Source organism: Aminobacter sp. Y103A (genome assembly GCF_030294925.1).
GTDB classification, from domain to species: domain Bacteria; phylum Pseudomonadota; class Alphaproteobacteria; order Rhizobiales; family Rhizobiaceae; genus Aminobacter; species Aminobacter ciceronei.
The window spans coordinates 5,295,712-5,322,451 of sequence record NZ_AP017986.1 but is presented as its reverse complement, the minus strand read 5'-3'; the positions used below and the strand labels follow the sequence as shown (position 1 = coordinate 5,322,451).

Annotated in this window: 26 protein-coding genes; 11 read left to right on the top strand and 15 right to left on the bottom strand. The window is 60.3% G+C overall.

Annotated features, from left to right (window positions below):
• Positions 1 to 160: 160 nt before the first annotated feature.
• From Amn_RS26130 to Amn_RS26105, 6 genes are all read right to left on the bottom strand, one after another.
• Positions 161 to 1,651, bottom strand: a complete 1,491-nt coding sequence (locus tag Amn_RS26130; RefSeq protein WP_154387013.1) for a sulfatase family protein — start codon at positions 1,649 to 1,651, stop codon at positions 161 to 163.
• Between the two features lie 69 nt (positions 1,652 to 1,720).
• Positions 1,721 to 2,695, bottom strand: a complete 975-nt coding sequence (locus Amn_RS26125) for an aliphatic sulfonate ABC transporter substrate-binding protein (protein WP_371746551.1) — start codon at positions 2,693 to 2,695, stop codon at positions 1,721 to 1,723.
• Between the two features lie 31 nt (positions 2,696 to 2,726).
• The gene (locus tag Amn_RS26120; protein WP_067956241.1) at positions 2,727 to 3,524 is read right to left on the bottom strand and encodes an ABC transporter ATP-binding protein; all 798 of its coding nucleotides are present in this window, start codon (positions 3,522 to 3,524) and stop codon (positions 2,727 to 2,729) included.
• On the bottom strand, positions 3,521 to 4,216 hold the full coding sequence (locus Amn_RS26115) for an ABC transporter permease (protein WP_371818650.1): 696 nt from the start codon (positions 4,214 to 4,216) through the stop codon (positions 3,521 to 3,523). The genes Amn_RS26120 and Amn_RS26115 overlap by 4 nt, the downstream gene beginning before the upstream one ends.
• Positions 4,217 to 4,326: 110 nt before the next feature.
• Positions 4,327 to 5,454 (bottom strand): ROK family transcriptional regulator, encoded by a 1,128-nt coding sequence (locus Amn_RS26110; protein ID WP_192313321.1) that lies wholly within the window; start codon positions 5,452 to 5,454, stop codon positions 4,327 to 4,329.
• 181 nt (positions 5,455 to 5,635) lie between these two features.
• On the bottom strand, positions 5,636 to 5,770 hold the full coding sequence (locus Amn_RS26105) for a hypothetical protein (RefSeq protein ID WP_353622412.1): 135 nt from the start codon (positions 5,768 to 5,770) through the stop codon (positions 5,636 to 5,638).
• 14 nt (positions 5,771 to 5,784) lie between these two features.
• Here Amn_RS26105 and Amn_RS26100 point away from each other — a divergent pair, with 14 nt between their 5' ends.
• From Amn_RS26100 to Amn_RS26075, 6 genes are all read left to right on the top strand, one after another.
• Positions 5,785 to 6,741 (top strand): GspE/PulE family protein, encoded by a 957-nt coding sequence (locus tag Amn_RS26100; protein WP_353622438.1) that lies wholly within the window; start codon positions 5,785 to 5,787, stop codon positions 6,739 to 6,741.
• The gene (locus Amn_RS26095; protein WP_286293777.1) at positions 6,741 to 7,952 is read left to right on the top strand and encodes a type II secretion system F family protein; all 1,212 of its coding nucleotides are present in this window, start codon (positions 6,741 to 6,743) and stop codon (positions 7,950 to 7,952) included. Before Amn_RS26100 ends, Amn_RS26095 begins: the two co-directional genes overlap by 1 nt.
• Positions 7,949 to 8,416 carry a GspH/FimT family pseudopilin gene (locus tag Amn_RS26090; protein ID WP_286293776.1) on the top strand — a complete coding sequence of 156 codons (468 nt, stop codon included), beginning with the start codon at positions 7,949 to 7,951 and terminating at the stop codon, positions 8,414 to 8,416. Before Amn_RS26095 ends, Amn_RS26090 begins: the two co-directional genes overlap by 4 nt.
• Complete coding sequence (locus tag Amn_RS26085) at positions 8,416 to 8,799, top strand: PulJ/GspJ family protein (RefSeq protein ID WP_286293775.1); 384 nt, start codon at positions 8,416 to 8,418, stop codon at positions 8,797 to 8,799. Before Amn_RS26090 ends, Amn_RS26085 begins: the two co-directional genes overlap by 1 nt.
• A 107-nt stretch (positions 8,800 to 8,906) precedes the next feature.
• Positions 8,907 to 9,497, top strand: coding sequence for a general secretion pathway protein GspJ (locus Amn_RS26080; protein WP_286298181.1), 591 nt, complete (start codon positions 8,907 to 8,909; stop codon positions 9,495 to 9,497).
• A 138-nt stretch (positions 9,498 to 9,635) separates the two neighbouring features.
• Positions 9,636 to 10,988 (top strand): ThiF family adenylyltransferase, encoded by a 1,353-nt coding sequence (locus tag Amn_RS26075; RefSeq protein WP_286293774.1) that lies wholly within the window; start codon positions 9,636 to 9,638, stop codon positions 10,986 to 10,988.
• A gap of 239 nt (positions 10,989 to 11,227) precedes the next feature.
• Here Amn_RS26075 and dgt read toward each other — a convergent pair whose 3' ends face one another.
• Positions 11,228 to 12,571 carry a dGTP triphosphohydrolase gene (gene dgt / locus Amn_RS26070; RefSeq protein WP_286293773.1) on the bottom strand — a complete coding sequence of 448 codons (1,344 nt, stop codon included), beginning with the start codon at positions 12,569 to 12,571 and terminating at the stop codon, positions 11,228 to 11,230.
• Positions 12,572 to 13,379: 808 nt separating this feature from the next.
• On the opposite strand from dgt, the gene Amn_RS26065 reads away from it, so the two are divergent.
• From Amn_RS26065 to Amn_RS26055, 3 genes are all read left to right on the top strand, one after another.
• Positions 13,380 to 13,802, top strand: coding sequence for a DUF3830 family protein (locus tag Amn_RS26065; RefSeq protein ID WP_286293772.1), 423 nt, complete (start codon positions 13,380 to 13,382; stop codon positions 13,800 to 13,802).
• Complete coding sequence (locus Amn_RS26060) at positions 13,802 to 14,347, top strand: cucumopine synthase-related protein (RefSeq protein ID WP_286293771.1); 546 nt, start codon at positions 13,802 to 13,804, stop codon at positions 14,345 to 14,347. The genes Amn_RS26065 and Amn_RS26060 overlap by 1 nt, the downstream gene beginning before the upstream one ends.
• 140 nt (positions 14,348 to 14,487) lie before the next feature.
• Positions 14,488 to 15,396 (top strand): MurR/RpiR family transcriptional regulator, encoded by a 909-nt coding sequence (locus Amn_RS26055; protein WP_286293770.1) that lies wholly within the window; start codon positions 14,488 to 14,490, stop codon positions 15,394 to 15,396.
• A gap of 4 nt (positions 15,397 to 15,400) precedes the next feature.
• Here Amn_RS26055 and Amn_RS26050 read toward each other — a convergent pair whose 3' ends face one another.
• The 4 genes from Amn_RS26050 to Amn_RS26035 are packed head-to-tail and all read right to left on the bottom strand — an operon-like array spanning position 15,401 to position 19,205.
• Positions 15,401 to 16,198 (bottom strand): ABC transporter permease, encoded by a 798-nt coding sequence (locus Amn_RS26050; protein ID WP_286293769.1) that lies wholly within the window; start codon positions 16,196 to 16,198, stop codon positions 15,401 to 15,403.
• Positions 16,199 to 16,218: 20 nt separating this feature from the next.
• Positions 16,219 to 17,085 (bottom strand): ABC transporter permease, encoded by an 867-nt coding sequence (locus Amn_RS26045; protein ID WP_286293768.1) that lies wholly within the window; start codon positions 17,083 to 17,085, stop codon positions 16,219 to 16,221.
• Positions 17,082 to 18,149, bottom strand: a complete 1,068-nt coding sequence (locus Amn_RS26040) for an ABC transporter ATP-binding protein (protein WP_286293767.1) — start codon at positions 18,147 to 18,149, stop codon at positions 17,082 to 17,084. Before Amn_RS26040 ends, Amn_RS26045 begins: the two co-directional genes overlap by 4 nt.
• A 60-nt stretch (positions 18,150 to 18,209) precedes the next feature.
• On the bottom strand, positions 18,210 to 19,205 hold the full coding sequence (locus tag Amn_RS26035; protein WP_286293766.1) for an ABC transporter substrate-binding protein: 996 nt from the start codon (positions 19,203 to 19,205) through the stop codon (positions 18,210 to 18,212).
• A 171-nt stretch (positions 19,206 to 19,376) separates the two neighbouring features.
• Between Amn_RS26035 and hutH the strand changes: the two genes are divergently transcribed.
• Positions 19,377 to 20,912, top strand: coding sequence for a histidine ammonia-lyase (gene hutH / locus Amn_RS26030; RefSeq protein ID WP_286293765.1), 1,536 nt, complete (start codon positions 19,377 to 19,379; stop codon positions 20,910 to 20,912).
• A gap of 396 nt (positions 20,913 to 21,308) precedes the next feature.
• Positions 21,309 to 22,715 carry an aminotransferase-like domain-containing protein gene (locus tag Amn_RS26025; RefSeq protein WP_286293764.1) on the top strand — a complete coding sequence of 469 codons (1,407 nt, stop codon included), beginning with the start codon at positions 21,309 to 21,311 and terminating at the stop codon, positions 22,713 to 22,715.
• Here the strand turns inward: Amn_RS26025 and Amn_RS26020 are convergent.
• The 4 genes from Amn_RS26020 to Amn_RS26005 are packed head-to-tail and all read right to left on the bottom strand — an operon-like array spanning position 22,712 to position 26,722.
• Positions 22,712 to 23,344, bottom strand: coding sequence for a class II aldolase/adducin family protein (locus Amn_RS26020; RefSeq protein WP_286298180.1), 633 nt, complete (start codon positions 23,342 to 23,344; stop codon positions 22,712 to 22,714). The two genes, Amn_RS26025 and Amn_RS26020, sit on opposite strands and share 4 nt — an antisense overlap.
• A gap of 10 nt (positions 23,345 to 23,354) precedes the next feature.
• On the bottom strand, positions 23,355 to 24,797 hold the full coding sequence (locus Amn_RS26015; protein ID WP_286293762.1) for an amidohydrolase family protein: 1,443 nt from the start codon (positions 24,795 to 24,797) through the stop codon (positions 23,355 to 23,357).
• A 46-nt stretch (positions 24,798 to 24,843) separates the two neighbouring features.
• Entirely contained in the window at positions 24,844 to 25,860 is a 1,017-nt protein-coding gene (locus Amn_RS26010; RefSeq protein ID WP_286293761.1) for a translation initiation factor eIF-2B alpha/beta/delta subunit family protein, read from the bottom strand.
• Positions 25,861 to 25,882: 22 nt separating this feature from the next.
• A complete protein-coding gene (locus Amn_RS26005) occupies positions 25,883 to 26,722 on the bottom strand; it encodes a nucleoside phosphorylase (protein WP_286293759.1) in 840 nt (279 codons plus the stop codon).
• Between the last annotated feature and the right edge of the window lie 18 nt (positions 26,723 to 26,740).

The following is a 26,740-nucleotide window of genomic DNA, read 5'->3' as shown; positions in this document are numbered from 1 at the left end:
CAGCCGGACAAGCCGTCGCGGAAACGGAACGATTTGCCCGGCGGGGTCCGTGCCGTCGTTAGCGAGGTTCCGCTTTTCTTCGAACCGCGGAACCTTTCTATCTTCCTGCTTTTGCGCAATTCCGGACGGAAAACCGCTGCACACTTTTCCTGGAATTGCGCTAGCGCGTCGTTGCCGTCCGCGCCTTCGGGCCGGGATGGCGCTCTTCCAGCTTGTCCGCGTGATGGGCGCGGCCGGTGGCCCTCAGGCGTTCGAGATAGGCCGGCAACTCGCCCTTGCAGTGATAGGGACCGCCCTCGCGCAGGACGGTTACCAGCGGGTCGACGTCGGTCTCGCTGCGGGCAAGCGTGGCCGAACGCCAGTCCTCCAGGAGCTTGCTCGCATGGGCGACGATGTCGGGCCGCTCGACGGCGAGGTCGTGCTGCTCGTGCGGGTCGTAGGTCAGGTTGTAGAGCTCGATCGGTTCGAGGTCCTTGTAGCCGTCGTGGTAGGTGCGCAGCATCAGCCAGTCGGCATCCTCGCTGCGGAAGCGCACGCCACGCTGCACCGCCCATGCGCCCTGCGACAGCACCAGAAAGTCGCGGCCACCCTGTTCACCCGCTGCCAGAGCAGGCGCGAAGGACTTGCCGTCCCAGACCTCGGGCACCTTACCGCCGAGCTTGTCGATCAGGGTCGCTGCCCAGTCGAAGTGATAGTGCAGGCCCTCGTTGACGCCGCGCATGTCGGCGACACCGGGCCAGCGCATGACCAGCGGCACGTTGCAGGTGTATTCGTCCGCGGTCTGGTGGTCGGCCCAGACGTTGAGTTCACCCATGTTCTCGCCATGGTCGGCACCGATGACGATGATGGTGTCGTCGAACAGGCCGAGGTCCTTCAGCGTGGCGACCAGCATGCCGACATGGTCGTCAGCATATCTGACGCCAGTGTCGTAGCCGTCGAACCAGGCCTTGGCCTTTGCGAGGTCATCGATGGGGACGGGCATGCGAGGGTAGCCGGAGGGATCGGCGTCATAGCCGCGCGGCTCCATCGGGCTGTGTGGGCCATAGCCTTTCATCTGCTCGGCAAGGACCTCGCGCGTCATCCATGACGGGATCGGATCGTCCCTGAACGGGTCGCCGAAGCTTTCAGGTACGCGGTAGGGGGTGTGCGGATCCCAGACATTGACATGCAGGAACCATTTCCTGGACTTGCCGTTGCGGCGCAGCCAGTCGACGGCCACCGGGACGACGTCGTCGGCATTCTCCATGCCACCCTGGCCGGGATTGAACATCTCGTTGAAGCCGGCATACCAATGCCAGCAGCCATGGCGCTCGCCGAAGGACGAGATCGTGGCGGTGTGGTAGCCGAGGTCGCGCAGCGCCTTCATCCAGCCTTCCTCGTAGAAGGTGCCGGCCCAGGCGCGCTCAGCACCCTCCCGAAAAGGTTCGCAGGCGGTGCCGCCATGACCGACGACGCCCGTCCGCAACCCGTGCCGGCCACTCCAGAGAGCGGTGCGCGACGGATGGCAGGGCACGTCGGAGACATAGACGTTCTCGAAGCGGATGCCGTCTGCCGCCAGAGCGTCGATCGCAGGCGAGGTGTTGCGGTGGTAGCCGTAGCAGCCGAGATGGTCGCGGCGGAGACTGTCGATGTCGATGTAGAGAACGTTCATGGGGTCACGCTTGGATGGGAGAGGTCGGGAAAGGCCCCGCCGCCAAAGCGGCGAGGCAAGCAGACTCGATCAGCCGGCGTAGAGATCGCCGAGATAGTAGTCCTTCGGATCGAGCGGGTCCTTCAGCTTGCCGAAAGCGACAAACTGCTCGTTGAGGCCCTTGAGCCAGCCGGCGACGGTGCCGTCCTTGGTGGCGGCGGCAAGTTCGGCACTGGTCAGGTACTTGCCGTTCTTGCTCTCGGTTACCAGCGGGTCTGCCGGAACGCCGAGGAATTTGGCGGTGATATCGACCGAGCGCGGAACGTCGGCGGCACGGAAGTCGTTGGCGTCCTTGAGCACGGCGATCATCTTCCTGACCGTGTCCTGATCTTCCGCTGCAACCTCGTTACGGGCGACGAAGGCCGAGGGGAAGGAATTGGCGGGAAAGAAATCGGCACTCTGGGCGACCTCGACCAGGTCGGGCACGGTCTTCTTGATGACGCCGACAAGCGGGTACCAGATGCCGGCACCGTCGATCTGCTTGGAGGCGAAGGCCGAGACCACGGTGCTCGGGTCCATCTTGACCACCTCGACGTCGGAGAGCTGCATGCCTGCCTTGGCGAGCGCGAGGCGCAGCAGCATGTCGCCGGATGTGCCCTCGGGCACGCCGACCTTCTTGCCCTTGAGGTCGGCCATCGAGTTGAAACCGGCCTGGGCGATGACGCGATCGGACAGGCCAAGCGCGTTCATGGCGACGATCTTGGCTTTGCCAGAGGCGGGCAGCCACAAGGCGCCGGGACCGACATAACCGAAGTCGAGGCTGCCGGCGCCGAGCGCCTGGACCTGGATAGGACCGTTGGTGAACACCTTGAGTTCCGGTTCGAGGCCATGTTTGGCCCACAGGCCCTGGTCGCTGGCAACGGCTGTCAGGCTGGTGCCGAAATAGTCGGCGATGTAGCCGACGCGCACCGGCTTGGCCTGTGCGCGGGCCGGACTGCCGAGCGACAACACTGCGGGTGCGGCCAGCGCGCTTCCGGTTGCGGCGAGAAAGCCGCGCCTGGTCAGTTTGATCTTCATTGTAGTCCTCCCTTTGGTGTCAGGCCTCGACCTGCGGCTTCTGGTGGTAGACCGAGTGCCAGACCTGGTTGCGTATCTCGGTGAATTCCTTGGACAGGCGCACATCCTCGTTGCGCTCGGCCGGCAGGTTGACCGGTATGATCTTGTGCAGGCGCCCGGGCCGGGCGGCCATGACGATGACGCGGTTGGCGAGATAGACCGCCTCGTCGACGTCATGGGTGATGAAGAAGACGGTGCGGCGCTCGCGGCTCCAGGTGTCGAGCAACTGGTCCTGCATGTGCACCCGGGTCAGCGCGTCGAGCGCGCCGAACGGCTCGTCCATCAAAAGCATCGTCGGGTCGACGGCATAGGCGCGGGCAATCGCGCAGCGCTGCTTCATGCCGCCCGACAGAGTCTTGGGCAGCGCGTCGGCGAAATCGCGGAGCCCGACCAGCCCGATGAAATGGTCGGAGATGCGGCGCCGCTCCGACGCCGGCAGGCCCTTGATGCGCAGTCCGAACTCGACGTTCTGGCGCACCGTCAGCCACGGGAACAGGGCGTATTGCTGGAAGATGACGCCCCGTTCCGGCCCCGGGCCGCTGACCGGCCTGCCGTCGACGAGAACCTTGCCGTCGGAGACGTCCATCAGGCCGGCGGCGATGTTCATCGCCGTCGACTTGCCGCAGCCGGACGGGCCGACGACGGTGACGAACTCGCCGTCGGCGATGTCGAGGTTGAGCCGGTCAAGCGCCAGGAACGACTTGTCGCCTTCGCCGAAGCGGCGGCTGACATTTTGGAAGGAAAGTTTGGGCTGGAAGGAAAGCTTGGGCTGGCTCATTGGGCGCGCTCCTGCCAACTGGTGAGGCGGCGTTCGGTCGCCTGAAGCAGGCGATCCATCAGCAGGCCGAGCACGCCGATGGTGATCAGGCTGACGAAGATGGTCGGCAGGTCGTAATAGAGCTGGGCCTGCTGCATCCGGAAGCCGAGGCCCGACTGCGCCGCGATCAGCTCGGCCGCGACGACAGTTGCCCAGGCCGATCCCAGGCCGATGCGGACGCCGACGAGGATGAAGGGGGTCGACGCCGGGATGACGACCCGCGGGAATATGACCCTGTCGCTGGCACCGAGCACGCGGGCTGCGTTGATCAAAGTGCGGTCGACGCTGATGACTCCCTGATAGGTGGCGACGACGCAGGACAGGAACGAGGCAAGGAAGATGACGAAGATCTTGGGGGCCTCGTCGATGCCCATGGTGACGATGGCGAGCGGGATAACCGCCAGCGGCGGGATCATGCGGAAGAACTGGACGTAAGGTTCGATCAGCGCGCGGGCGATCTTGTACCAGCCCATCAGGAAGCCGACCGGGATGGCGAGTGCTGCGCCGAGCAGGAAGCCTGTGAGCACGCGCTTGAGGCTGGAGAAGATGTCGAGCGCGAGCTGGCCGTTGGCGGCGAGTTCGATGGCGCGGACGAACACTTCCTGCGGCCCGGGCAGGACAACCAGCTTGGCTGCCGTGATCGCCCACCAGATGGCGAGGCCGACGAGGAAGGCGAGGGCGTTGAGAGCGAGGCCGGGGAGGTGTGGTCCGACGCGCGAAAGAAGCGTGCCAGTGGAGGCCGCGACGGTCGACGAGGCGGCGCTCAATGGAGTGCTCCCGAATAGAAGAACTGGTCGAGTGCAACGGCCGCGCCGCCGATGGCGCCGGACTGCGCTCCGAACGTGGCGCGGCGGATGCTCAATATGTCGCGCATATGCGGCATGATGCGGAGCGGCAGGTCCCGTTCCAGCCGCTCGAACAGTGATTGCGGCGCGTCGCCGAGATGACCGCCGAAGACGATCAGGTCGGGGCTCAATATGTTGACGGCGCTGGCGAGCGCGGTGGTGAGGTGGCGAACGACGACGTCCCAGGCGGCGGTGTTCTGCTCGACCCTGGCGAGCAGGTTGTCGGGCGCCGCGCCCTTGAGGCCGGCGGCGTCCATCAAAGCGCGCTCGCAGACGAAGGTTTCGAGGCAGCCGACATTGCCGCAGGCACAGCGCTTGCCCTCGGCCACGATCTGGATGTGGCCGAGTTCGACCGCACCATGGCCGCCCGGCCTGAACGGCGCGCCATCGACCATCAATCCGGCGCCAAGGCCGGTGCGCAGGTAGATGTAGAGCAGGGCCGGCACATTCTTGCCGATGCCGTAGTGGCTTTCGGCCAGAGCCATGGCGCTGACATTGTGTTCGACCGTCGTCGGCAGTCGAAGCGCATCTTCGAGCTTGTCGGCGAGCGGCACGTTGCGCCAGCCGACATTGATCGAGGCGAGCGCCGTGCGGCGCGCCGGATCGACCGGGCCGGGCACGCCGATGCCGACGCCAAGCAGTCTGCTGGTCTCGACCTGCACTTCGGCGGCAAGCTCGGTGACAGTCTTCGACACCTGACCGACGATCTCGTCGGGATCGGCAGCCTCGGTGTCGAAGGCGAAGGCGGCGGTGGCCTTGGGGCGGGCGAGGAGATCGGTGATCGCCACCTGCACATTGCCGGCGCCGATATGGACGCCGGCGACGCTGCGGGCGTCGGGCGCCAGCTTCACCGCCTGAGCGGGGCGGCCGACCACGCCGTTGGGCAGGCTGGTGTCGCCTTCGAGGATCGAGCCATCACGCAGCAGGGCAGCCGTGACATGGGTCAGCGTCGTCGCCGACAGCTTCGACCGGCGCGACAGGTCGGCCCGCGACTGCGGTCCTTCATCCCTGAGGATGCGCAAGATATGGCCGTGATGAACACCCATCCGGTTCCTCCCATATTATTTTCTAAACTTTAGAAATTAATATGGGAGGAGTCAACAGGTTCGGTTGGCGGAGCAAAGGATCGACATCCGAACCGACGAACGGCCAGAGTGTCCCGGCTGGCGAATGAGATCGGCGCGCTCCCCTGTTCGATAGCGAGCCCGAAGCGGTGCCGTGCTCCCGCTATGCCAGCAGCGACCAGGCGAACTGGGCCGAGACGGCGAGCAGGAAGACGCCGAAGGACACTTCGAGCGCGCGTTTGGAGGCAGCATGGGCCATACGCGCGCCAAGGGGGGCGGTGACGAGCGATATCGGCATGATCAGAGGCCGGCATCTCAACGCGCGTAAAGATCCTGTCGCGGCTGAACATCGCTGAGCGGCGGCTACCGCAGGACGGCAGGATGCGCATTGCCGTCAGGGGCAGAGATGTCGACCTTCGCGTGTCCATTGTCCCATCGGTTCACGGTGAGACGATGGTGCTGCGAATTCTCGATCGTGCATCTGTCGAGCTAAGATTGGGCAAGCTTGGCTATGACGGTGATGCGCAACGAAACATTGCGCGCATGGCACAATCGGCAAACGGCATCGTGCTCGTTACTGGGCCAACCGGCAGCGGCAAGACCACGACGCTCTACTCAATCTTGTCAGAGTTTTCGAAACCCGACGTCAAGGTGTTCACCGTTGAAGACCCGGTCGAGTACCGACTGAACGGCATCACCCAGTTGCAGATTAACCCGGCCATTGATCTCGATTTTGCAACCGCCCTCCGATCGGTTCTTCGCCAGGACCCCGATACGATTTTGATTGGCGAGATTCGCGACCGTGAGACCGCTCAGATTGCCATCCAGGCCGCACTGACAGGCCATCTGGTGTTTTCAACGCTTCACACCAACAGCGCTGCCGGGGCACTGACACGGCTTCGGGATATGGGCATCGAAGGCTATTTGCTTGGTTCGACGATCAAGGGTGTCATTGCGCAGAGGTTGTTGAGGTGCTGCTGTTCAGAATGCACGACTGCACGTAGCGAACCAGTGTCTGACGAGGTGGCAGCTTGTACACGATGTAACGGCACTGGATATCGCGGGCGAACAGTAACCTATGAGATGCTGCACGTGTCTCCCGAAATTGCAGCGCTCATCGATGCGGGCGCTAGCGAAGCCGAGATTGAACTGGCCGCAGCAAAAACCGGTATGACCAGAATGCGGGCGCATGCCATGTCTTTGAGCGCCGGCGGCACGACGACGATCGAGGAAGTTCGACGGGTGCTGGACTATGGTGGCAGCAGCTGATGCCTACATTCCGCTACCGCGCCTACTTGGCCGATGGCACTGACGAAAGCGGGCTCTTGGAGGCCGCTACGAAACAGGACGCCGCGCGAGACCTTAGCAAACGAGGGTGCCGACCGTATTATTTGGCACCAACCAAAACAGACCAAAGCGCAGCCAGGCCGTCATCGTTTGCTTTGTTTTCGCAAAAAGTTAAGCCTGAGCGGCTGTTTGCCGACCTGTCCGTGTTGCTCAATGCGGGTTTCACAATCGACCGCGCGCTTGCGGCCGTGATTGCAAGCGAAGGCAATCGCGCCAGGCAAGGGCACCTTCAAAGCATCCACGATCTGATCGTCAGTGGCCGGTCTGTTGCAGAGGCCTTTGCCACCTTGCCGGCGATGTCGCCAACGACGATTGCTCTGCTGTCCAGTGGCGAAAAGAGCGGGAAGATCGCGCTGGTCTGTCAGAAGCTCGCAGAGTCATATCAAGCGAGCGCCAGACGGAAGACAGCGATCATCGAGGCGCTGACCTATCCGGCGTTCCTGTTGATCGTAATGGTTGGCGCACTCTTCGTGCTCGCGGCCGTGCTCGTTCCTGCACTGGAGCCAATCTTTGAAGGCTCAACGTCCGATAAGCCACTTGTCATGTCGATGCTTGCATCGCTGCGGAACACGTTCATCGACTATCCCGCGGTCTTCCCATTGATCGTATTGATCTGCCTGCTGGCCTTTTTTGGGATGTCGCGATCCACTCGCATGCAGAATCTTGCATCTGAGGCGCTATTGAAGACACCACTGCTCGGCCAATTGATCAAGAGGATGGCTGTTGCCCGCTACCTTCAAACGCTCTCGTTGCTGCTTGCCAATGGCGTGACGATGCTGGATGCGCTCAAGCTCGCCGGCGACACGGTCGCGCAAGCAGGATTGCGCCCGCATTTTGCAGACATCAAAGAAAGCGTTGCGAACGGCTCCAAGCTCAATGACGCCATCGCAGGCCAGCCATTGTTCGAGCAAGCGACTGTCTCACTCATCAGCATCGGCGAAGAAGCTAATGCGCTTCCCGCAGTCCTTGAGCGTGCCGCGGAAATGCTTCAGATGCGGGTGACCAGCCAGATCGAAGCGCTGCTGAAGCTGTTGACCCCCATCATGACAATTTCGATGGGGCTCGTCGTCGGCAGCCTGGTAGTCTCGGTCATGACGACCATCTTGAGCATCAACGATCTGGCGCTCAAATGACAATTCCGACCTTTGTCAAAGCTGGAAACGAGGAAGGGTTCACGCTTGTTGAACTCCTCGTCGCCTTGGCAATTGTCGCGCTCGTGGCAGCGTTAGCTTTTCCAAGCATTCAGGCAAGTTCACGATCGCAAAACGCGGAAACGATATCTCGTGAGATCGTATCCCGGCTCCGCGTGTCCAGGACAATGGCAATTGCTCGAGCATCACCACAATCGATTGTCATTGCGCCAGGCGCGAGGCAAATCCGCTTTCCCGATAGCTCCTTGCTTAGCATCCCTCAGGAGGTCGAACTGACGATCGTGACGGGGCAAGAGACAGTTCGGGCAGAATCCGAAGCCGTGCTTGCCTTTCTTCCAAATGGCAGCGCAACCGGTGCTGATCTGTTTCTCAAGGACGCTGCCTCTGAGGTGAAGATTGAGGTCAATTGGCTGACGGGCCTTTCTGCAAGACGGCGGGTCCGCTGATGCAACCACCCACGACATCTGAGGAAGCTGGCTTCTCCGTACTGGAAATGATCGTCGCCTTTACGATTCTGGCGCTGGTCCTGGGAATGGTCAGTCAGTCCATCGCACTGGCTCGCCGGAACATCGTGACCGCCGAAGCACAACTTCGCTCGATCAAGGAGTTGCGTGAGGCGATCTTGCTACACCAGCTTGGTTCGGCCGCGGAAAATACGAACCCCGCTCAAACCGGGCTTGCTGGTTTTCACACGGAAGAGCGCGAGATCGACATCGGTGGCAGCCACATCATTGCTCTTCGCATCGAGCCGAACGCATCTGTCGGACCTACCGCGGGCAATAAGCGGTTCCTGACATTCGTTCCAGCACCCGCGAGACGTCTGCAGTGACTGCTTTGAGCTCTGCGGGGAGGTTCACCGCAACTCGAACTTACCATTGCCCGGAAGCAACTGACCGACAAGGCCGGCCTGGCACAGACGGCTTTGCCTTGATCGACATGCTCGTCGCACTTGCGTTGGTCGCGGTGATTTCGTCGTTGATGATTGTCTTCCTTGGCCAAGCGCGATCGATCATCAGAATTACGAATGCCACGGAAGTTCAGACGGAAATCGACGCCGCCGCGGACTTCCTAGAAGGCTTGATTTCAGCTGCGGAACCCTTGCCGTTGCAGCTCTCGTCCCAAGGCAATACGCTGTTTCTTTCGGGAAGTTCGCAACGGCTGGAGTTGGTTGGCGTTCAGGTAACCGGATTCGGTTCATCGGCCTTGAGGCAGATAGCGATTTTCGCTGATAAGCCGGACGATAAGGTTGGCAACGACTTGATGCTCGAACTCCTTCCGCGACGGATAAGAAATGCGAATACAACCTCAGATGCAGAACGCATCATAGTGTCGGGTGGCGATACAAGCGTAGAATTCGAGTATCTCGACGGAACCGCCCTACCCGCGAAATGGTCCACGGAATGGACGGTTCAGAAACGTCTGCCTGCCGCTATTCGCTTTAAGATCACCGTTGTTCGAGACGGTGTCAGCTACTCATCGAATGGCTTGGCTCGATTGGCCTTGGCAGGTGTGGAGCAGGCCAATTAACGCCTGAGGCCGCGCTCAGTTGGTGACGTCCTGGTCTTCCCCTGTCCCGTCCAGCTTACCATCCCGCCCAAATGGTCCGGCGGGAGAATGGGACTTGCAACCCGGTGTCGGACCCGACGCCGTTATGGAGATCACAAGGTGACGACTGCCGCTCAACAGAATGCCATGATGCTCGCATCGCTTCTCGGGGTGGGCGAGGACGAGGCAGCCGAACAACTCGATCGAACGGTCCTACTAACAGCGGAGGCTGGCTGGAAGTCGGACTGGGCGCTCGAGCTCGCGCGGGTGCTTGAGCGGACCTTGCATGTGGTGACCGAGGATGACGGTAGCGGGTGCAACCTCGAAATCGTTATCGGCAAGGTCGACGGCCGAAGCACGGGACGCGCCATTTTCGCAGACCTCGATGCGAGCGGCTTGCTCGTCGGAAAAGAGAGCAAACTCCTCAGCGGATCTAAGCCACACGGCCTCTATGGCGCCGCTGCGGCGTGCGCGGTCTCCGCGGTTGCGATCCATTCGGCTATCGGTGCGGCAGCGCTTCCCGAGGTCCGGCTTCCCATGAAGTTCAACTTCGCGGACCTCGGCGTGCCGCCTGGAGCGCTCGAACGCGAGATCGTGCTCCGCGATGCATTCGTTGCGGGCGCCGGGGCCGTCGCACACGGATTCCTGCACGCGGCCCGGCATCTGGTTCTCAGTGGGACGTTGACCGTCGTCGATCCGAAAACCGTGAAGGAAGGGGTTCTCAACCGGTGCCTCTATCTCGAGCCGGAAGACATCGGCAGCGACAAGGCGGCCGCACTCGTGGGGCGAGCGAAGACCGACTTCGCCGGCCTAGCCCTCGTTGCCGATCCCCGCGATCTGCGCGAAGTGCTCAAGGGAAGGACGCGGCCGCCGGAAACGGTGTTCGTCACCGTTGATAGCCGTGCGACGCGACGCTCGATCCAGAACGAGTTTCCCCACACAACAATCGACGCGTCCACTACGGATGTGAGCGGCGTCATCGTGCACTCCAACAGCCTACCGACTGCCCATGCATGCCTTGCCTGCATCTACAGCCATGTGCCGGAGGAGCATTCGCGCGAGCGCGCCATCGCTGCTGGGCTGGGGGTCGATCTCGATGTCGTGCGCAAAGGGTTCATCGACGCCGATGCCGCCGGCACGATCAACAAAAAATATCCGCAGATCGATCCAGACGCGATCGTTGGCTCGGCTTTTGACAGCCTGTTCCGCCAGCTCTGCGCGCAACAGGCGCTCACCACTCCTGAAGGTCGGCAGATCTTGGCGCCATTTGCATTTGTGTCTGCTTGGGCGGGCATCCTTATGGCGGTGGAAATGCTGCGTACGTTCAATGGCGAATGCTCCACCAACTACTGGCGGGTCGATCCGTGGAACCTGCCGATCGCCCGTGCCCGCGTTATGCGCAAGAAGCTGGCCGGGTGCCAATTCTGCTTTAATCCGGACACCGACGGACTCATCTCGTCATTCGGCTGGTAGGCGCCGGTCTGGAGGTTGCGCCTGCACCACTAAATTGTTCGTTGGCTTACTCGTGATCAGTGACGCAAGCCGACCGTCAGCGCCCCAGCAACAATCATTGCGATCCGGCTTTTGGTTCCAACAACTTCTGTTCGGGCGTCGCCACTAGCCAACACGACCAGCCTGCCACATTGATTGCGACACCTGAGGCGCAGTCTAGCGTTCCAAAGGGCTGAGTTAGTCGCGCAAGCCTTGGCACCCTAGATCCCTGACAGCATGCGAGCTATTCTAACCGCGTATCTGTCGGTCATTCCGGAGGTGAAGTCGGCGAGCGCGTGTAGAGCCTGACCCGCATCGCCGACATGGCGGATGTCTAAGTCGAGCGCTCGGATAAGCTGGACGTTGTGGGGCTTGAGCTTCTCGGCTCTCCAATTGACGCGGGCTAGATCTTCGAAGACCGGCATGACGCCGGACATCACGTTTTCGATCACACGGCGGCCGGACACCTCCAACTCGGTCTTGCGTCGGGCCGTGAACACTTCATCCCTTGAGAGCGTCTCCATCTCATCGAAGACGGAGCCCATCGGACCGGCGCCGCATAGCGAGCCTGAGAATTCGCCCGCCATGATCGCGTCGTAGTGTGTCTTGAACGCCTCGAGGCAAGCGTTAACGGCCGCACCGATGCTCACGGCGCGCAGCATTGCAACGTGCTCAGCTTGGTTCAGGCCGGACGCGTCCTTGTTGGAATTGCCCGTTGCCTTGAGGAGAAGTTGCTTGACGGTCTCGAAGGGGAGCTCACCGGTGGTGAATGCGTCCTCCAGATCGACGATGTTGTAGCAGATGTCGTCGGCGGCCTCGACGAGGAACACCAGGGGATGCCGCTTCCACCAAGCCCCGGAGTCGTGGGTTTGGCGTGGAAGACCGAGCGTGTTGGCCGCGTCGAGGAACAAGTCGACCTCCGAGCGGAATAGGCCGAACTTCTTCAGTCCGATGTAGGGGGCCTTCCCCTTGCCCACGATGGCTGACTTGACCGCCGCCGAGACCGGGTATTTCGTGAAGGCGCCCAGCATGGCCTTAGAGAGCCGCATGCCGCCTTGGTTGCGGTACATTTCCAGCCGCGTGATAATGCGGAAACCCTGCGCGTTTCCCTCGAAGTCGATGAACTCAGCCCTATGGAGCTTTTCGATTTCCGCAAATATCCCTTTCGGATCGGCGAACCGCTCGGCGAACCAGTCGCCCATCGCCTTCTCACCCGAGTGACCGAACGGCGGATTGCCGATGTCGTGGGCCGCGCACGCCGCCTGGACGATGCTGGCGAGGTCGCTCGACACTCCAGGCTCGATCCGGCCGGTCTCCTCGAGCCAGGCACCGATCCGCATCGCCAGCGAACGGCCGACGCTGCTGACTTCTAAGGAGTGGATCAGCCGATGGTGGACATGGTCGTGCTCGTAGAGCGGCTGGACCTGCGTCTTGTTGGCGAGGCGACGGAAAGGCGCCGAGAAGACGATGCGGTCATGGTCCTGGACGAAGATTGACCGATCGGGCTTCTGCTCGTACCTGCTGTCGCCGAGGCGTTCGCTGCAAAGCAGCTTCTCCCACTCCATATCGCCGTCCCTGATCCTGCTGCGGAAAACGTATCGATACCTCAACTTCAAGATGCAGCCAAGCTGGCACGCCCACGCTGGGTGCCGCCGCCTCGACCGACGCCCCAGTGCTCGATCGTATAGGCTTTCGGGTGGGCGCTCCCGCTGCCTGCTGCACGGAGTACTTCCTCGCTCAGCTCAGCCAGTCGAGTCGATTTGGCCAGTTACGGCCGTTATGTCGGCGGCTTGAGCCGTAGCGTATATTCCCGCACGGCAGGTTGCCCATGAATGTATGGCAGCTTACCACGTATAGATTTGAGCAGGGCAAGGCGGCAATCTTGGCGAGATTGGCGAGGCTCTTGCGTCGGCAAAGGGCAGCTTTCTTGCGTATCGCGCCTAGAAGCGGACAGGCAGGACACGGCCCCCCTACTGACCCGAACGCCCACAGGGTGTTGGATGATCGTTCCGAGACCACACCGGTCGGACGTGATCGTCGCATTTGCGTAGTCCGATCGTGGCAATCAGCGGTAGCTCCACTCCCATCGAACGGCCTGTTGCGATGCCAGCGTCGCGCTAGGCTTTGATTCAGAAATCGGCAACCAGGCTTTTTGGGCCGAGGCGGTTGGGACCAACCGGATACCCAGAAAGGCGACGAAGATCCGATCTCAATACCTGTGACATTGAGCAGAGGGGGCGCCTACCCGTGAGTCGGGGCAGGCACCTCGCCATCCAAAGCGAATGAAGATTTTCATTCCTTGACATTGTGAATGGATATATACATAGTTTGGTGACCCGGGAAATTTTCATTCATTCACGTCGAGGAACCCCAATGTCATCCCCTGAAACTCTCGAATTCCACGCGCCAGGTACAGGCCTGTCGTTCCGGGCAAAGTTGCTCGTGGACGACAATCCAGACGTCGTGCAGCAAGTGCTTTCTCAACTTCCTCTTCAGAGCGTCCTAGGCCATGTCGTGGTCTCCGGCGAGGCAATCTGGATGCCGACGCGCATCGTACATCTTGGTCGTAGCAATATGGTCCAGCGTTCACCTGGAGCCGTGTACCTTTATGCACCTGGTCAGACCATCTGCATGACCTATGGACGCATTACGGAAAGCGCCCACGTCAACAAGTTCGGGCAAATCGTGGAAGAGGACATGCCCGCATTGCGCCAGCTCGGTGAGCTTGTCTGGGAGCAGACCATTGCGCAACCACGGCGCAATGTCGTCGAAATCAACGTCCGGAGGGCTGCATAATGTCCGCAATTGTCAAATTCGAAGGCGACTGGAAAGAGGCCAAGACCCTCATCGAAAAGGAGATCGACCGGGTCTGGTTCAATGAGCCCGAAGAAATCCAGAAGATCCGCTGGGGCGTAATCGACAGCGGAGCGGGAAGTGGGGAACAGTCGTTTTCAGTCCTCGTCCATCTTGAAGCATATCTTATGCTCACCGGTGCCGACGTCATGTATCGGTTCCTGAAGATCTCCCAATATGAAGACATGGAGCTCTCCACGCTCAATCGAATGACGCGTGAATTTCTCACCGGGACGTTCAATGTGTTCGAGTTCATGACCGATCTCGGCATCACCAACATGCACCAGATCGGGCAGACTTATTCCGACGCGCTCGACACTCTGTCCACCAAGGAAGAATATGTTCAGCTGACGGGCGCGATGATGACCTATGTCATCCGCATGCATCGCTGGATCCATTACATCTTCCCATGGAACCTCGGCGTGGCGTTCCCCCATCGCAAGCCCGCCGAGGTGCTTACCTTCGCCAAGGTCGCCGCCAACGCGTGACGTGCCTAGCCTCCCAAGCTGCCACAAACAAAGCCCCGGCTCCGATGCTGGGGCTTTGTCATTTTCGGCGAATAGATTTTACAACATGCAATGCCTCTGAATATATTAATACACGCGCTGACACTGAGGGGAGCACGACCGTGACGAATGATGACCGCGAGCAGTTTGTTGACGCAGGGACTCAAGCCCTTCCAGGCGTTCAGTCGAACGACCGCCAGGCGATCCAGGCTGAACTTGAACGTCGCGCAGAAGGGCAGAGGCTGACCCCTGCCCAGCGCCGAATTGCCCAGTGCCTGACTGAGCACAGTGCCGAAATTGGCTTCCTGTCGAGCATGGAGCTGGCCGACCTTGCCAACGTAAGCCAGCCATCGGTGACGCGGTTTGCGATCGCGCTTGGCTTTGACGGATACCTTGAGATGCGACGCTACCTCCGTAGCGGCATGACGGGAGAGGAGTCGGTCGGCGAAGCGCAAGCGAACCGCTATCAGGCGGCCGCATTGGCTGAAGTTGGGAATCTCAACGAACTCGCCCAGTCACTCGCTGACGAGGCTTTGGTCGACAGGTTTGGAAAGGCATTGGCCAATTCGCGGCCTCTTGCGGTCGTGGGTCTACGTGCCTCGGCCAGCCTTGCAACGCACTTTTGCTTCTTTGCGTCCAAGGTGCATCCAGATGTGCGGCTGATAGTGGACGGTGGCTCTATGGTCGAAGACCAGTTGGAGCAATGTGTCGCAGCTGGTGGGCGCACCTTGCTTGCGTTCATGATGCCGCTCTATCCACGCGAAACTGTGCGGGCGCTGGACTTTGCGCGGCAGATAGGCATGCGGGTCGCTCTGGTTTCGGATGCCAGCTACAACGACCACGACAAGCATGCCGATCTGCTTCTCAAGGCTCGCGTCAACACGCGATTGGTCTTCGATTCCTACGCGGCATCGGCAACGCTTGTTTCGGTTCTGCTCGATGCCATGTGCAACAACATGAATGGTGAGGCGCAAAAGCGCCTCGACCAGATCGATCAGTCTTCGAAGAAGCGAAAGGTATTCACCTCCTAGAGGCCTAGCTGCGCTTTCTCACGCCTCCAAGACCTACCGTGCGATCGACCACGACGAGCAATGCTATCGAAGCGATGATCAGGATTGTCGACATCGCTGCGACAAACGGTTCGTATTCGTACTGCAGATAGGCGCGCAGTTGTAGCGGAAGCGTCGTCCAGTCCTTGTTCGCGAGGAACACCGACACGGTGTAGTTGTTCCAGGAAAGGACGAAAGTAATGATAAGCGAAGGTACAATGCTCGCTTTCAGCAGTGGCAGTGTCACACGGCGCAATGCCTGCATCGGCGTCGCACCAACGCTAAGTGCCGCTTCCTCAAGCCTGACGTCAAAACCTTCCATCTGAGCCATGACATTGCGGACCGGATAGGGAATGGTAACGACCACATGGGCTGCGACAAGCGTCCATATGTTGTTCACGATCCCGAGCATGAACAGGATTTGAAACAGCGCAAGCGCAACAATTACCGCTGGAATGAACAATGGCGACATCAACAAGAACGCGATCGGCGCCTTCAAGATTCCCGTATAGCGCTGCAACCCGATTGCCGCCAAAACACCGAAACCGGTGCTGATCACGGCAGTCATCACTCCGAGAAGTGTGCTGGCCCAAGCAGCATGGAGGAAATCTGGTTTGTCCAGGATGATGGCGTACCATTTGAAGGTAAAGCCTTGCGGCGGGAACACCATCGACGTTGGATTGAACGACACCGCGATCAGGATCACCAGCGGCGCAAGCAGGAACATGAAGAATGCGACCGTTCCCAAATACCATGACGCGGTTCCAACAACTGTTTTTTGCATTGTATGAATCCTCTATACCGTCAGCTTGCTTGGAGAACTGCGGTGGAACGGCCGGCTGAGCGAACCGCCCACTGATAGACGCCAAGCATCACCATAGTGACGATCAGGAGGATCACCCCGATCGTGGCAGCGAATGGCAAATTGTTCGATATCGTTGCGGTCTCGTAGGCAGCCACGCTCATAAAGCGGACGCGCCCTCCACCAAGCAGGATCGGCACAACAAACGATTCCACATTGATGCCGAAGGCGAGCACGCTCCCTGCGAGAATGCCAGGTACACTCAATGGAAGGGTAACCCGCCGAAATACCGACAATGGGGTCGCTCCAACCGTCATTGCGGCGTGTTCGAGCTGACGTGGAATCGACTGCAGAACTCCATAGATCGACATCACGACGAAGGGTATCGCAACCTGAACCATACCGATCACGACGGCCGTCTCATTGTAGAGAAGCTGGAGAGGACGATCCGCGATACCCAATCCCACAAGGATCTGGTTGACCGGCCCATTTCGGCCGAGCACGACCATCAGGCTGAGGGTTCTGACGACAAGGTTGACCCACAAGGGGAGCATCACGAGGAGGACCAGCCACGTCTGGGTACTCGGCTCTGCCCTAACGATGACAAAGGCTCCGAGATAGCCGATAGCGACAGAAAACAGGGTAGCGATCGCAGCAAGGCGAATGGTGCGAAACAGCAGGTCGTTGAGGTAATAACTGTCAGTCAGGAACCGGCCGTAATTGGCGAGCGTGAACTGTTGTTGGATTTCTCCCGTAGGACCTGAGGTAAGGAAGCTCAGAATGACCACCCAAATCAGCGGCACCACGAAAAAGGCGCTGAGTATGGTAACGGCAGGCAGTGTGAGGCTGGATGTGGCAGCTCTCTTCACGACACGGATCCACTTCGCGGAAGAACTTGGGCAATGCATCGCAAGGCAACATCGTCGCCTGGCTTGAACTCCATCCCGTCGGAACGATGTTTCACACGCAGTTGGCGGTCGCCCAACCGTACCAGGTAGTCGCTCGACTGACCGAAAAACATCAGCCGCTCCACCGTTCCCTTGGGCATCCCTGGTTCAAAAGCCATATCAAGCCGGCTAAGGCCGACCCATTCTGGTCGAACGAACGCGACAGCCTCCTGGCCGACCTGCACGCCGTTTCCCTTGATCGGCACCGCCGCCCCGTCAGATAGCCGCAGTGTTTTCGCGGTGCCGTTTCCTTCGACACTGCCCTCGAAGAAAAACGCCTCTCCGACGAAGCGAGCCACATATTCAGAGACCGGCTGGTTGTAGATTGCGTTCGGTGTGTCGAGTTGTTCGATCACCCCCCTATTCATGACTACAACCCGGTCTGAAAGCGACAGAGCCTCTTCCTGATCGTGCGTCACGAAGATTGTTGTCAGGCCCAATGTCTGTTGAAGGGCCTTCAGCTCGACCTGCATGTCTTGCCGCAAATTCTTGTCGAGAGCGCTTAGAGGTTCATCCAGCAACAAGACCTCGGGCTTCAGTACGATCGCCCGCGCTAATGCCACGCGCTGTTGTTGCCCTCCCGAGAGCTGGGCAGGAAGGCGATCGGCGAGCGCTTCAAGTTGCACCAAGCGCAGAGCTTCCATGACCCTTTCATGCAGCTCGCCTTTCTCGATCTTGCGGAGCTCAAGCCCCATCGAGACGTTGCGAAACACCGTCAAATGCGGCCAAAGCGCGAAATTCTGGAAGACAAAGCCGATCTTCCTCTTCCAGACGGGGTCTTGCGTGACTTTTTGGCCGGCGATGTAAATGTCGCCTCCACTTGGCTCCTCGAGACCCGCTATGATCCGGAGCAGGGTGCTTTTTCCGCAGCCGCTCGGGCCCAGAATCGACAGAAATTCACCCTCGCGCACATCCAGGTTGACGTCCTGCAGAGCAACGAACGAGCCCCAGTTTTTCTTGATGTTGCTGACGCCAATCTGATGCATCACGCATTTCCTCCACCACTTGTAGGTAGCCCGGCCTTTTCGGCCGGGCGTGTTTGTATGTCAGCGAGCAACGATTTCCTTCTCCCAGCGCTCCTTCCACGCATCCATCTGAGGAACGATCTTCTTCCAATCAGAAATCAGCAGAGCGTTCACGACATCCTCACCGTAAGGGACATCAATGCCGGCGAGATCGAGGCCCGCACGTGCTGGCGTGTATCCGAGATCGCCGGCATAGGTCTTTTGGCTCGTCTCGCTGAGGACATAGTTGACGAACTTCATCGCCAAGTCCTTGTTCGGCCGATCTTTCACCACATGGACGGTGGAAACCAGACCGATAGCGCCTTCGCTCGGGACTGCGAACTTCAGCGCGACACCTTGCTTGTTTGCCCAGTCGACACGCCCCCGGAGCCAGCGCGCCATTGCCACTTCCTCGTTACGGAAAAGGTCGAGCAGTTGGGCGTGCTGATTGTAGAACACCGTAACGTGCTTGCTGAGCTCGGCCACCTTGGCGAAGCCAGGGTCGATGTTGTCTTCGCTGCCGCCATTCAGCTTCGCCATGAGGACGAGGAGCTCGACATTCGCGGCATCGAAACCCGCCGTCGTGACCTGGTCTTCATACTCAGGCTTCCAGAGATCTAGCCAAGATGCCGGGGCTGGATTCACCAGTGTCGGATTGTAGGCGATACCGTACTGGCCGAAATTGGTAACGACGCCATAGTCAGAAAACCGCGCCTTTGGGAAAAGGTTAGCGAGGTTGGTCACTACTGCCGGATCAAGCTTCTCGAATGCACCCTGCGCCTCGCCACGATAGGCCCACGCCATATCGGCATGTATCACATCGACTTCCTTGGCCATCGCTTTGGCAAGGCCATCTGCGCCCGACGCCGGCACGAAGGTGACCGTGGCGTCGTTTTCCTTCTCGAAGGTGGCGATATTCTTCTTGAGCGCGTCAGTGTAGGCGCCACCAAAGGCTGCAACTACGAGTTCCCGCGGCTGCGCATGTGCCGTCATGGTCGTAGCAAGCGTCACTGCGATCGCTGTCAAAATCCTGCTCATCTCATTCCCCTTTGACGCCTCAGACGGGCTGTTTTGGTTAATTGCAGGACCACTGTATGAAAATATGTGTTGCTAATCAAGATGAAATCTTTCATTCATTCGATGTGTTTCCGGCCCGTCCGCAAGGCAGATGGCTGGACATCGACGATCACCTACTGTGGAGGAATTCGCATGGCCCTGACACTGGTTCCCGGAAGCGTTCCGCTTTCCGATCTCGCCGACGTCTTCTGGAAAGGAACGCCAGCCGTCGTCACCCCGAATGCCTATCCGGCCATCCACAGAGCCGCCGAGCGTATTTCCGAAATCGCGGCCGGGTCGGAGCCGGTCTATGGCGTCAACACCGGTTTTGGGAAGCTGGCGTCAATCAAGATAGATGCCGCCGACACTGCAACTCTGCAACGCAATCTCATTCTTTCCCACTGTTGCGGGATGGGCGCGCCCCTTCCTGAAGCAATCGTGCGGCTCATAATGACGCTCAAGCTGATTTCACTCGGACGAGGCGCATCTGGAGTGCGGATTGAACTTATCTCCCTCATTGAAGCTATGCTGGATAAGGGCGTGATCCCGGTGATCCCAGAAAAAGGATCTGTAGGCGCATCTGGCGATCTTGCTCCACTTGCCCACATGACCGCGGTGATGATGGGAGAAGGGCAGGCTTGTTACAAAGGTGACCGGCTCTCCGGCCGTGTCGCTCTTCACCGAGCTGAGTTGTCTCCGATCACACTGTCAGCCAAGGAAGGCTTAGCTTTAATCAACGGTACACAGGCATCGACGGCACTAGCCCTCGCCGGCCTGTTTAGGGCGCATAGAGCCTTATTGGCCTCGCTCATTACCAGTGCAATGTCAGTCGATGCCGCGATGGGTTCGACAGCTCCTTTCCATCCCGACATCCACACGCTTCGTGGCCACCAAGGGCAAATCGACGTCGGCAACGCGCTTCGTCAACTGCTTGCGGGCTCAGAAATCCGGACGAGCCATCTGGAAGGCGACGAGCGGGTGCAAGATCCGTACTGCCTCCGTTGTCAGCCGCAGGTTGTTGGCGCATGCCTTGATCTGTTGCGGCAAGTTGGTTCCACCCTCGAAACCGAAGCCAACGCGGTTACCGACAATCCCTTGGTGCTCAGCGATAACTCGGTCGTATCCGGGGGCAATTTCCATGCCGAGCCTGTCGCCTTCGCCGCTGACCAGATCGCACTCGCTGTTTGTGAAATTGGAGCCATCGCCCAGCGGCGGATTGCTCTGCTCGTTGATCCCGCACTATCCTTTGGCCTGCCGGCCTTCCTTGCCGCAAAGCCTGGCCTCAACTCTGGTCTTATGATTGCCGAAGTGACATCCGCTGCGCTCATGTCTGAAAACAAACAGATGGCACATCCGGCATCGGTCGACTCCACGCCAACATCGGCAAATCAGGAGGATCATGTGTCCATGGCGTGCCATGGCGCGAGACGCCTGTTGGTTATGACCGATAACCTCTTTGGCATCCTCGGTATCGAAGCAATCTGTGGGGCCCAGGGTATCGAATTCCGCCAACCGCTTAAGACCAGCCCTGAACTGCTCAAGGCCGCTGCGACCCTTCGTTCAACAGTCGCGAGCCTCGAATGTGATCGGTTCATGGCGGACGATCTGCAGGCGGCTGCCGACTCGATTCGAGACGGCACACTCATAACTTCCATCACAGGCGGGCTCCTTCCAGACAGGCTCGCGTGAAGTGCCGGAATGGATGGCTCGCCTCCGGCGGTCTTTGGCTCAAGCCGAGACTGCGTGCTGAACGAACCACTGATTTTGAGTCGCGCGATTTATCGGTTTGGGCGGCTGCGGAACGGCAGTTCCTCGACATAACACGCCGAAAGCCGACGGACCGCTACCGGCCCCGATTTAGCCGAATCGCGAGCACCTCGGATTTGCTTCAGGTTGCGTTCTCGCTGAGCTTTGATAGTCCTTCTAGGTGGTCAACTGTATGATTGACCGACCCGCCAGCTGGAAGAATTTATGGAGTCCATTACATCTGATCAAAGAAGGCTACAGCGAAGTTGGGGGGCTGGTCGGTGGCTGACCCATTCAGAACCGCTCGATCGAACCATAGGAAATTTGCACATTCAGACAGTGCAGATCATCCTCGCCGCGATCAGGCAACAGCGGATTCCTGAGGGCGCGCGAATGCCGTCGTCACGCGTGATAGCGGAAATTCTCGGCATAAGTCGCAACACTGCAAAGCGCGCGGTCGAAATACTAGTGGAGCAAGGCGTTTTAGCTAGCCGCGACAGGTCAGGCACATACATAGCCGTCCCCCCACATGCAGAGTGTGCCGACGACAACCCCAGTGGCAGTAACGATACCATCGACTGGCTCAGCCGTTTCACACTGAAGCTGAATTCTGAGTTCGAAGTCCCTTCGATTAGGCCAACGCATGCAAGTTTCCTATATGGTCAGTTTGACGCGTCCATTTTTCCGATTGGACGCTGGCGCGAATGCGAGCGTTCTGCGCTTAGCGTCACCGAGATCCAAAACTGGGGCAAAGATGTCGTTGACGAAGACGACCCCCTATTAATCGAACAGCTGCGCTCCGAAGTTTTGCCGCGCCATGGCATTCTTGCCCGGCCGGAAAACGTCCTGATCACGCTTGGCGGCCAGCAGGGCCGCTATCTGGTCAGCCAGCTGTTTGGCGGATCGGAAACGACGTCGGGGATAGAACATCCCTGCATGCCAGACATGGCGCGGATGCTCGACCTATCGAGGACGCGAGTCAGACCGCTAGCGCTCGATGAGGGAGGCGTCATTCTCGGCGACCAGATGCGCGGCTGTGACACTGTGTTCCTGACCTGCGGGCATCAGTGTCCGACTACGGCGGTCATGTCGCTGGAGCGGCGAACAGCATTGCTCGAGCAGGCAAACCGGGATGACTTTGTCGTGGTCGAGGACACGTTCGAGACGGAGATCTTTGCCAACGGCAAGTATCCGCCGGCATTGAAATCGCTGCCGGGATCGGAGCGGGTAATCCACATTGCCAGCCTGTCGAAACTAATCGCGCCCGGCCTACGCATTGGCTACGTGATCGCTCACCCGTCTGTTATCGCCAAGATGCGGGCGCTGCGGCGCCTGATCCACCGCCACCCGCCGGGCAACAACCAGCGTGCGCTCGCGATGTTCATAGAGCGCGGCTACTATCGGGCTTTCCTGCGCCGAGCGCAGGCGGTCGTGGCGGAGCGCCAGGAGACAATGGCCGCCGCGCTCAATCTCTATTTTCCCTCCGCCGACTGGAGACACTGCGACGGCGCATCAACGTTCTGGATGAGAGTCCCCGACGGAGTCGGCGGGCGGGCCCTGGCCGCCAGTGCCTCGGCGCGTGGCGTGCTCGTCGAATCAGGTGCCCGCTACTTCCATAAGGACCAAGGCCGGGACGATCATATCCGGTTGTCAGTGTCGAGCATCGTGTCCGGCCGGATCGAGGACGGGATCCGGCGCCTGGCCGAGGCACATCGCGACGTGCTGCTTGGCGGAACCGGAGCTTAGCCGTAGCTCGCGTAGCGCGCATTTGCGTCAGCCATTTGCTCGGCTGCCAGCGTCTTTACGGTGCCGGCCTGTCGAGCAAGCACATATTGCATGCAAAGTGTCTCGAGCCGCAGCGCGGCGTTGAAGGCGGCCTGCAGAGACTTGCCATGAGAGATCATGCCGTGATTGCCGAGCAGACAGGCGGTGCGTCCCTGAAGCGCCTCGACGGCGAGGTCCGCGAGTTCGGATGTCGCCCAGAGCACGTAGGGTGTGCAACGCACGTCGCTGCCGCCGAATGACGCCACCATGTAGTGAAATGCCGGCAGACTCGCGCCCGTCGACGCCATTGCCACGCAGTAATTGGAATGCGTGTGGACCACAGCGTGTGCATGCGGAAACGCCTTGTAGATGGCTGAGTGCATCGCCCATTCGCTTGATGGCTTCTTGCCATCGTTCGCCTGTCCGTCGAAGTCGCAGTCGACGAACAGCTCGGGACTAATCGATGCGACCGAGGCCCCAGCGGGTGAAATCAGCATTCCGTTCCCCGCACGTGCACTGACATTGCCGGCCGCGAGGAAGATCAGCCCGGAATTGCCCATCTCGACATAGGTCCTGCAAAGGTCCCGGCGGATGTCATCTTGGCTGCTCATCAAGCTCTCCTTATTCGTTGGGTGTGTTCATCATTCGGCTGTGGCGGCCCCCGCAATGCGGGCATGCCAGTCCGTCAAAAGTCCGCTCGGTCCATTCGTCGTAGGCGTCAAACGTCTTGTCCAGCGCGACCCGACCGGGTTCGGCGAGTGCTCGCAAGTTAGCGGCATGATGCTCGGCTTCAGCGATCACCGCGGCCTCGTCGAAGACCCTTACTATGCGGTCGCGCATCAGCCATTGGCCGTCGACCATCAGATCGCGAACCGCGCGCGGGTCGCCATGGCTCACGATGCTTGCTGACGAAATTGCCGACGCGGCCAATGTCACGGAGCGGAAGTCGAGGATCAGGAGGTCGGCACGGGTGCCGGGCCTGAGAGAGGCCGGACCTTCGCCAAGCGCCGCCCAGCCGTCCTGCGTCGCAGCGGCGATCACCTCATCGGAGCGTATCCACGCCTTGTGCGAACTGCCAGGATCGCGGCCGGAAACCAGCGTCTGACGCATGGTCTCGAACATGTCGTGCCGACCAGACGTATTCGAGCAGTCGGTGCCAAGTCCGAGCCGCACGCCGGCATCAAGCATCTTTCGTACCGGCATGTTACCGGAGCCGAGCATCTGGTTGCTAACGGGATTGTGGATCGCCGTGGCGCCGCGCCTGCCCAATGTATCCCGCGCGGCCTCGTCCAGCCATATGGCGTGCGCCAGCGACGTTCGACAGTTGAGCAGCCCGAGCCGGTCGAGTTCGGCCACCGCGCCGCCAGGCCAGCGCGACTGAGCCAGGCGATACTGGGGATAGGTTTCCAGAAGATGCGTATGGCTGCCGAGATCGTGGCGGGCGGCCATCTCGGTCCAGAGATCGAGCAGAGGTGGCGAGCATCGCTGCGGGGCGTTGGGGCCAAGCAGCGGCGTGATGCGCCCGTCGCGCATCGCAGCCAACCGTTCGGTCCTGAGGCGCAGCGTTTCATGGTCAGTCATCTGCATCCGGGCATACTGTTCCAGCACCGCGCGATCGAGCGGCATGTCGAGAGTGTCCTCGTCGCGCAGGTCGGCAAAGAAAGGTGCAAAGCCGATACGCATGCCGCTTTGGCGATGCACCTCCAAGGCATCGTCTATGAACGACGCTGCCGGGAAATGGTCGACATAGCCGCCGATGCCGGCCCTGATCATTTCGATAGCAGTCAGGCGCAGCGACGCGCGAATCGACGCCGCGGTCGAGCCGCGTCCGTAGCAGACAGCCCAGAGCGACCACAGTTCCAGCGGATAGCTGTTTTCGGTGCCGCGCAATAGCGTCGAGGAAGAGTGGACATGACCGTTGAAGAACGGCGGCAGTATCGCGCAGCCCGTCGCATCGATCGTCACCAGCCCGGAATCCTTCGCCTCGCCTGGCGCGATGAACGCGGAGATCGAACTGTCATCGATTAGGATATCGGCAGGGCGGAAGGCGCCGTCAATCCACACGACGCCATTCGCAATCAGAGTCTTGTTGGTGGACAGCCCGTTCACCTCAGCCGAACTGCGCCGCTAGTTCATGTGCCTTGAATACGCCGTTCTGCGTTGCATACTCGCTGACGAACTCGGGTGGTGTGATGTCGAACGCCGGATACCAACCCTTGGCCAGAGGCGTCGCTGTGCGCTGGCCGAGACAATAAAGCGACTCGTCGCCGTCGCGCATTTCCAGCTCGACCGCTTTTGGCCCTGGCGCCAGCCGGTCGGGCTTCAACACCATGGCGATGTATGGCACGTCGAGCGCCTTTGCGGCAGTCGCGATCTGGAACGTGCCGACCTTGTTGAACACATGGCCCGATAGGGTCACCCGGTCGGCGGCCGTCATGTATCTCGAAACCAGTCCGTTCGCCATGGCATGTGCCGCCATGCCATCAGTAATGACAGTCACCCGGAGCCCCATCTCGGCGACCGAATGAGCGGTAAGGCGTGCGCCCTGGAGATAGGGGCGGGTCTCGGTACAGATCACCGAGATCTTCTTGCCGCTCTCAATGCAGACAGTCAGCGTGTCGATCAGGCTGGTCTCTGCCCAGCAATGCGTCAGGATAGCATCGCCGTCATCGATCAATGCCGCAGCGGCCGCTCCCAAGCGCCGGCAGTTCCTCAGGCGCATTTCCCATTGGCCGCACACCAACGCATCAACGACCTCGACAAAATCATCGCGCCCGGCAATCTGCGGCAGTTCCGCGTTCACCGCTGCGACAACGTCCCGGATATTATTGTTTGTCGGCCGGGTCTTGAGGAGCCTTTTTCCCGCAGCCATCATGACTGCCATGCGTCCCTCGGCATCGGCGTCCGCGCAGCTTTCGGCGGCGAGCGCCAAGGCAGCTCCCGCCACTTTCCCGGGGCCGGCGCTCTGCGTCACCATGTCCTCAATCGCCCTAGCGCAGGCCTCAACATCAAAGCATTCTACGAATTCGACGCTGTGCGGGAACACCCGCCGATCGAGAATGCGCACCATGCCCGGTTCGCGGAGGACGCTGTCGCGGATGAGTGTCGGGATGATCGCCATGTTCATGTTGGATGCTCTTTCTGGATCGTTACGCCGATGTCGAAACGTGGGCTGCAGTGAGTGGCACCTTGCCGTGGCCGCCGCGCCCTTCGTCCCACTTCGACAGCCTTGCGAGCGCCTCGACGCCCGTCATGCACGCTTTGGCGACGCCTCCACCTTCGGACCAAACACCCGTGCGCCGATTTGCGATGACGGAGCAGACCACGCCCGCCCGGAAGCCGAAGATGCGCGCGAATGTGAGCAGCGATGCCGCTTCCATCTCGAAGTTGAGGACGCCAAGGCCAGCCATTTCCTCCAGCACGGTCTCGCTGTGCTTCGACATGAAGCCGTTGAGTGAAGGACGTCCCTGGCCCGTCAGGAAGGAGCCGGCCGTGCAGCCGGTGCCGATCCTGTAGGGATGGCCGAGCGCCGAGGCGGAATCCGACAAGGCGAGTGTCGCCTCATATGATGCCGTCGCTGGAAACTCCGGCCGGGCGTAAAAGTTGGTCGTGCCGTCGAGCCTGACGGCTGCATCGTTGATAATCAGCGATCCGGGCTCGATATCGGCATGCAGCGCGCCACAGGTGCCAACGCGGATGAAGGTGTGGACCCCAAGTCTCGCCAGGTCGGTGAAGACACTCTCAAGCGAAGGCGCCCCGATCGCTGTCGACATCGCGCCCACCCGAACACCACGATAGACGCGGGTCGCCGCCTTGTAGGCGCGCGGCAGCGTCACCACGGTGGCATCCTCCCACTGTGATGCCATGATGTCGACGCGGTCGGGATCGCCAGGCAAAAGGACATAACCCGGGAGGTCGATCTCGCGCAGTTGCTGGATGCGGCGCTGGTCGCCGATTGTGGCAGGAGAGCCGGTGGCGGTCATGTTCATCAAATCCTCGGTGCTTGG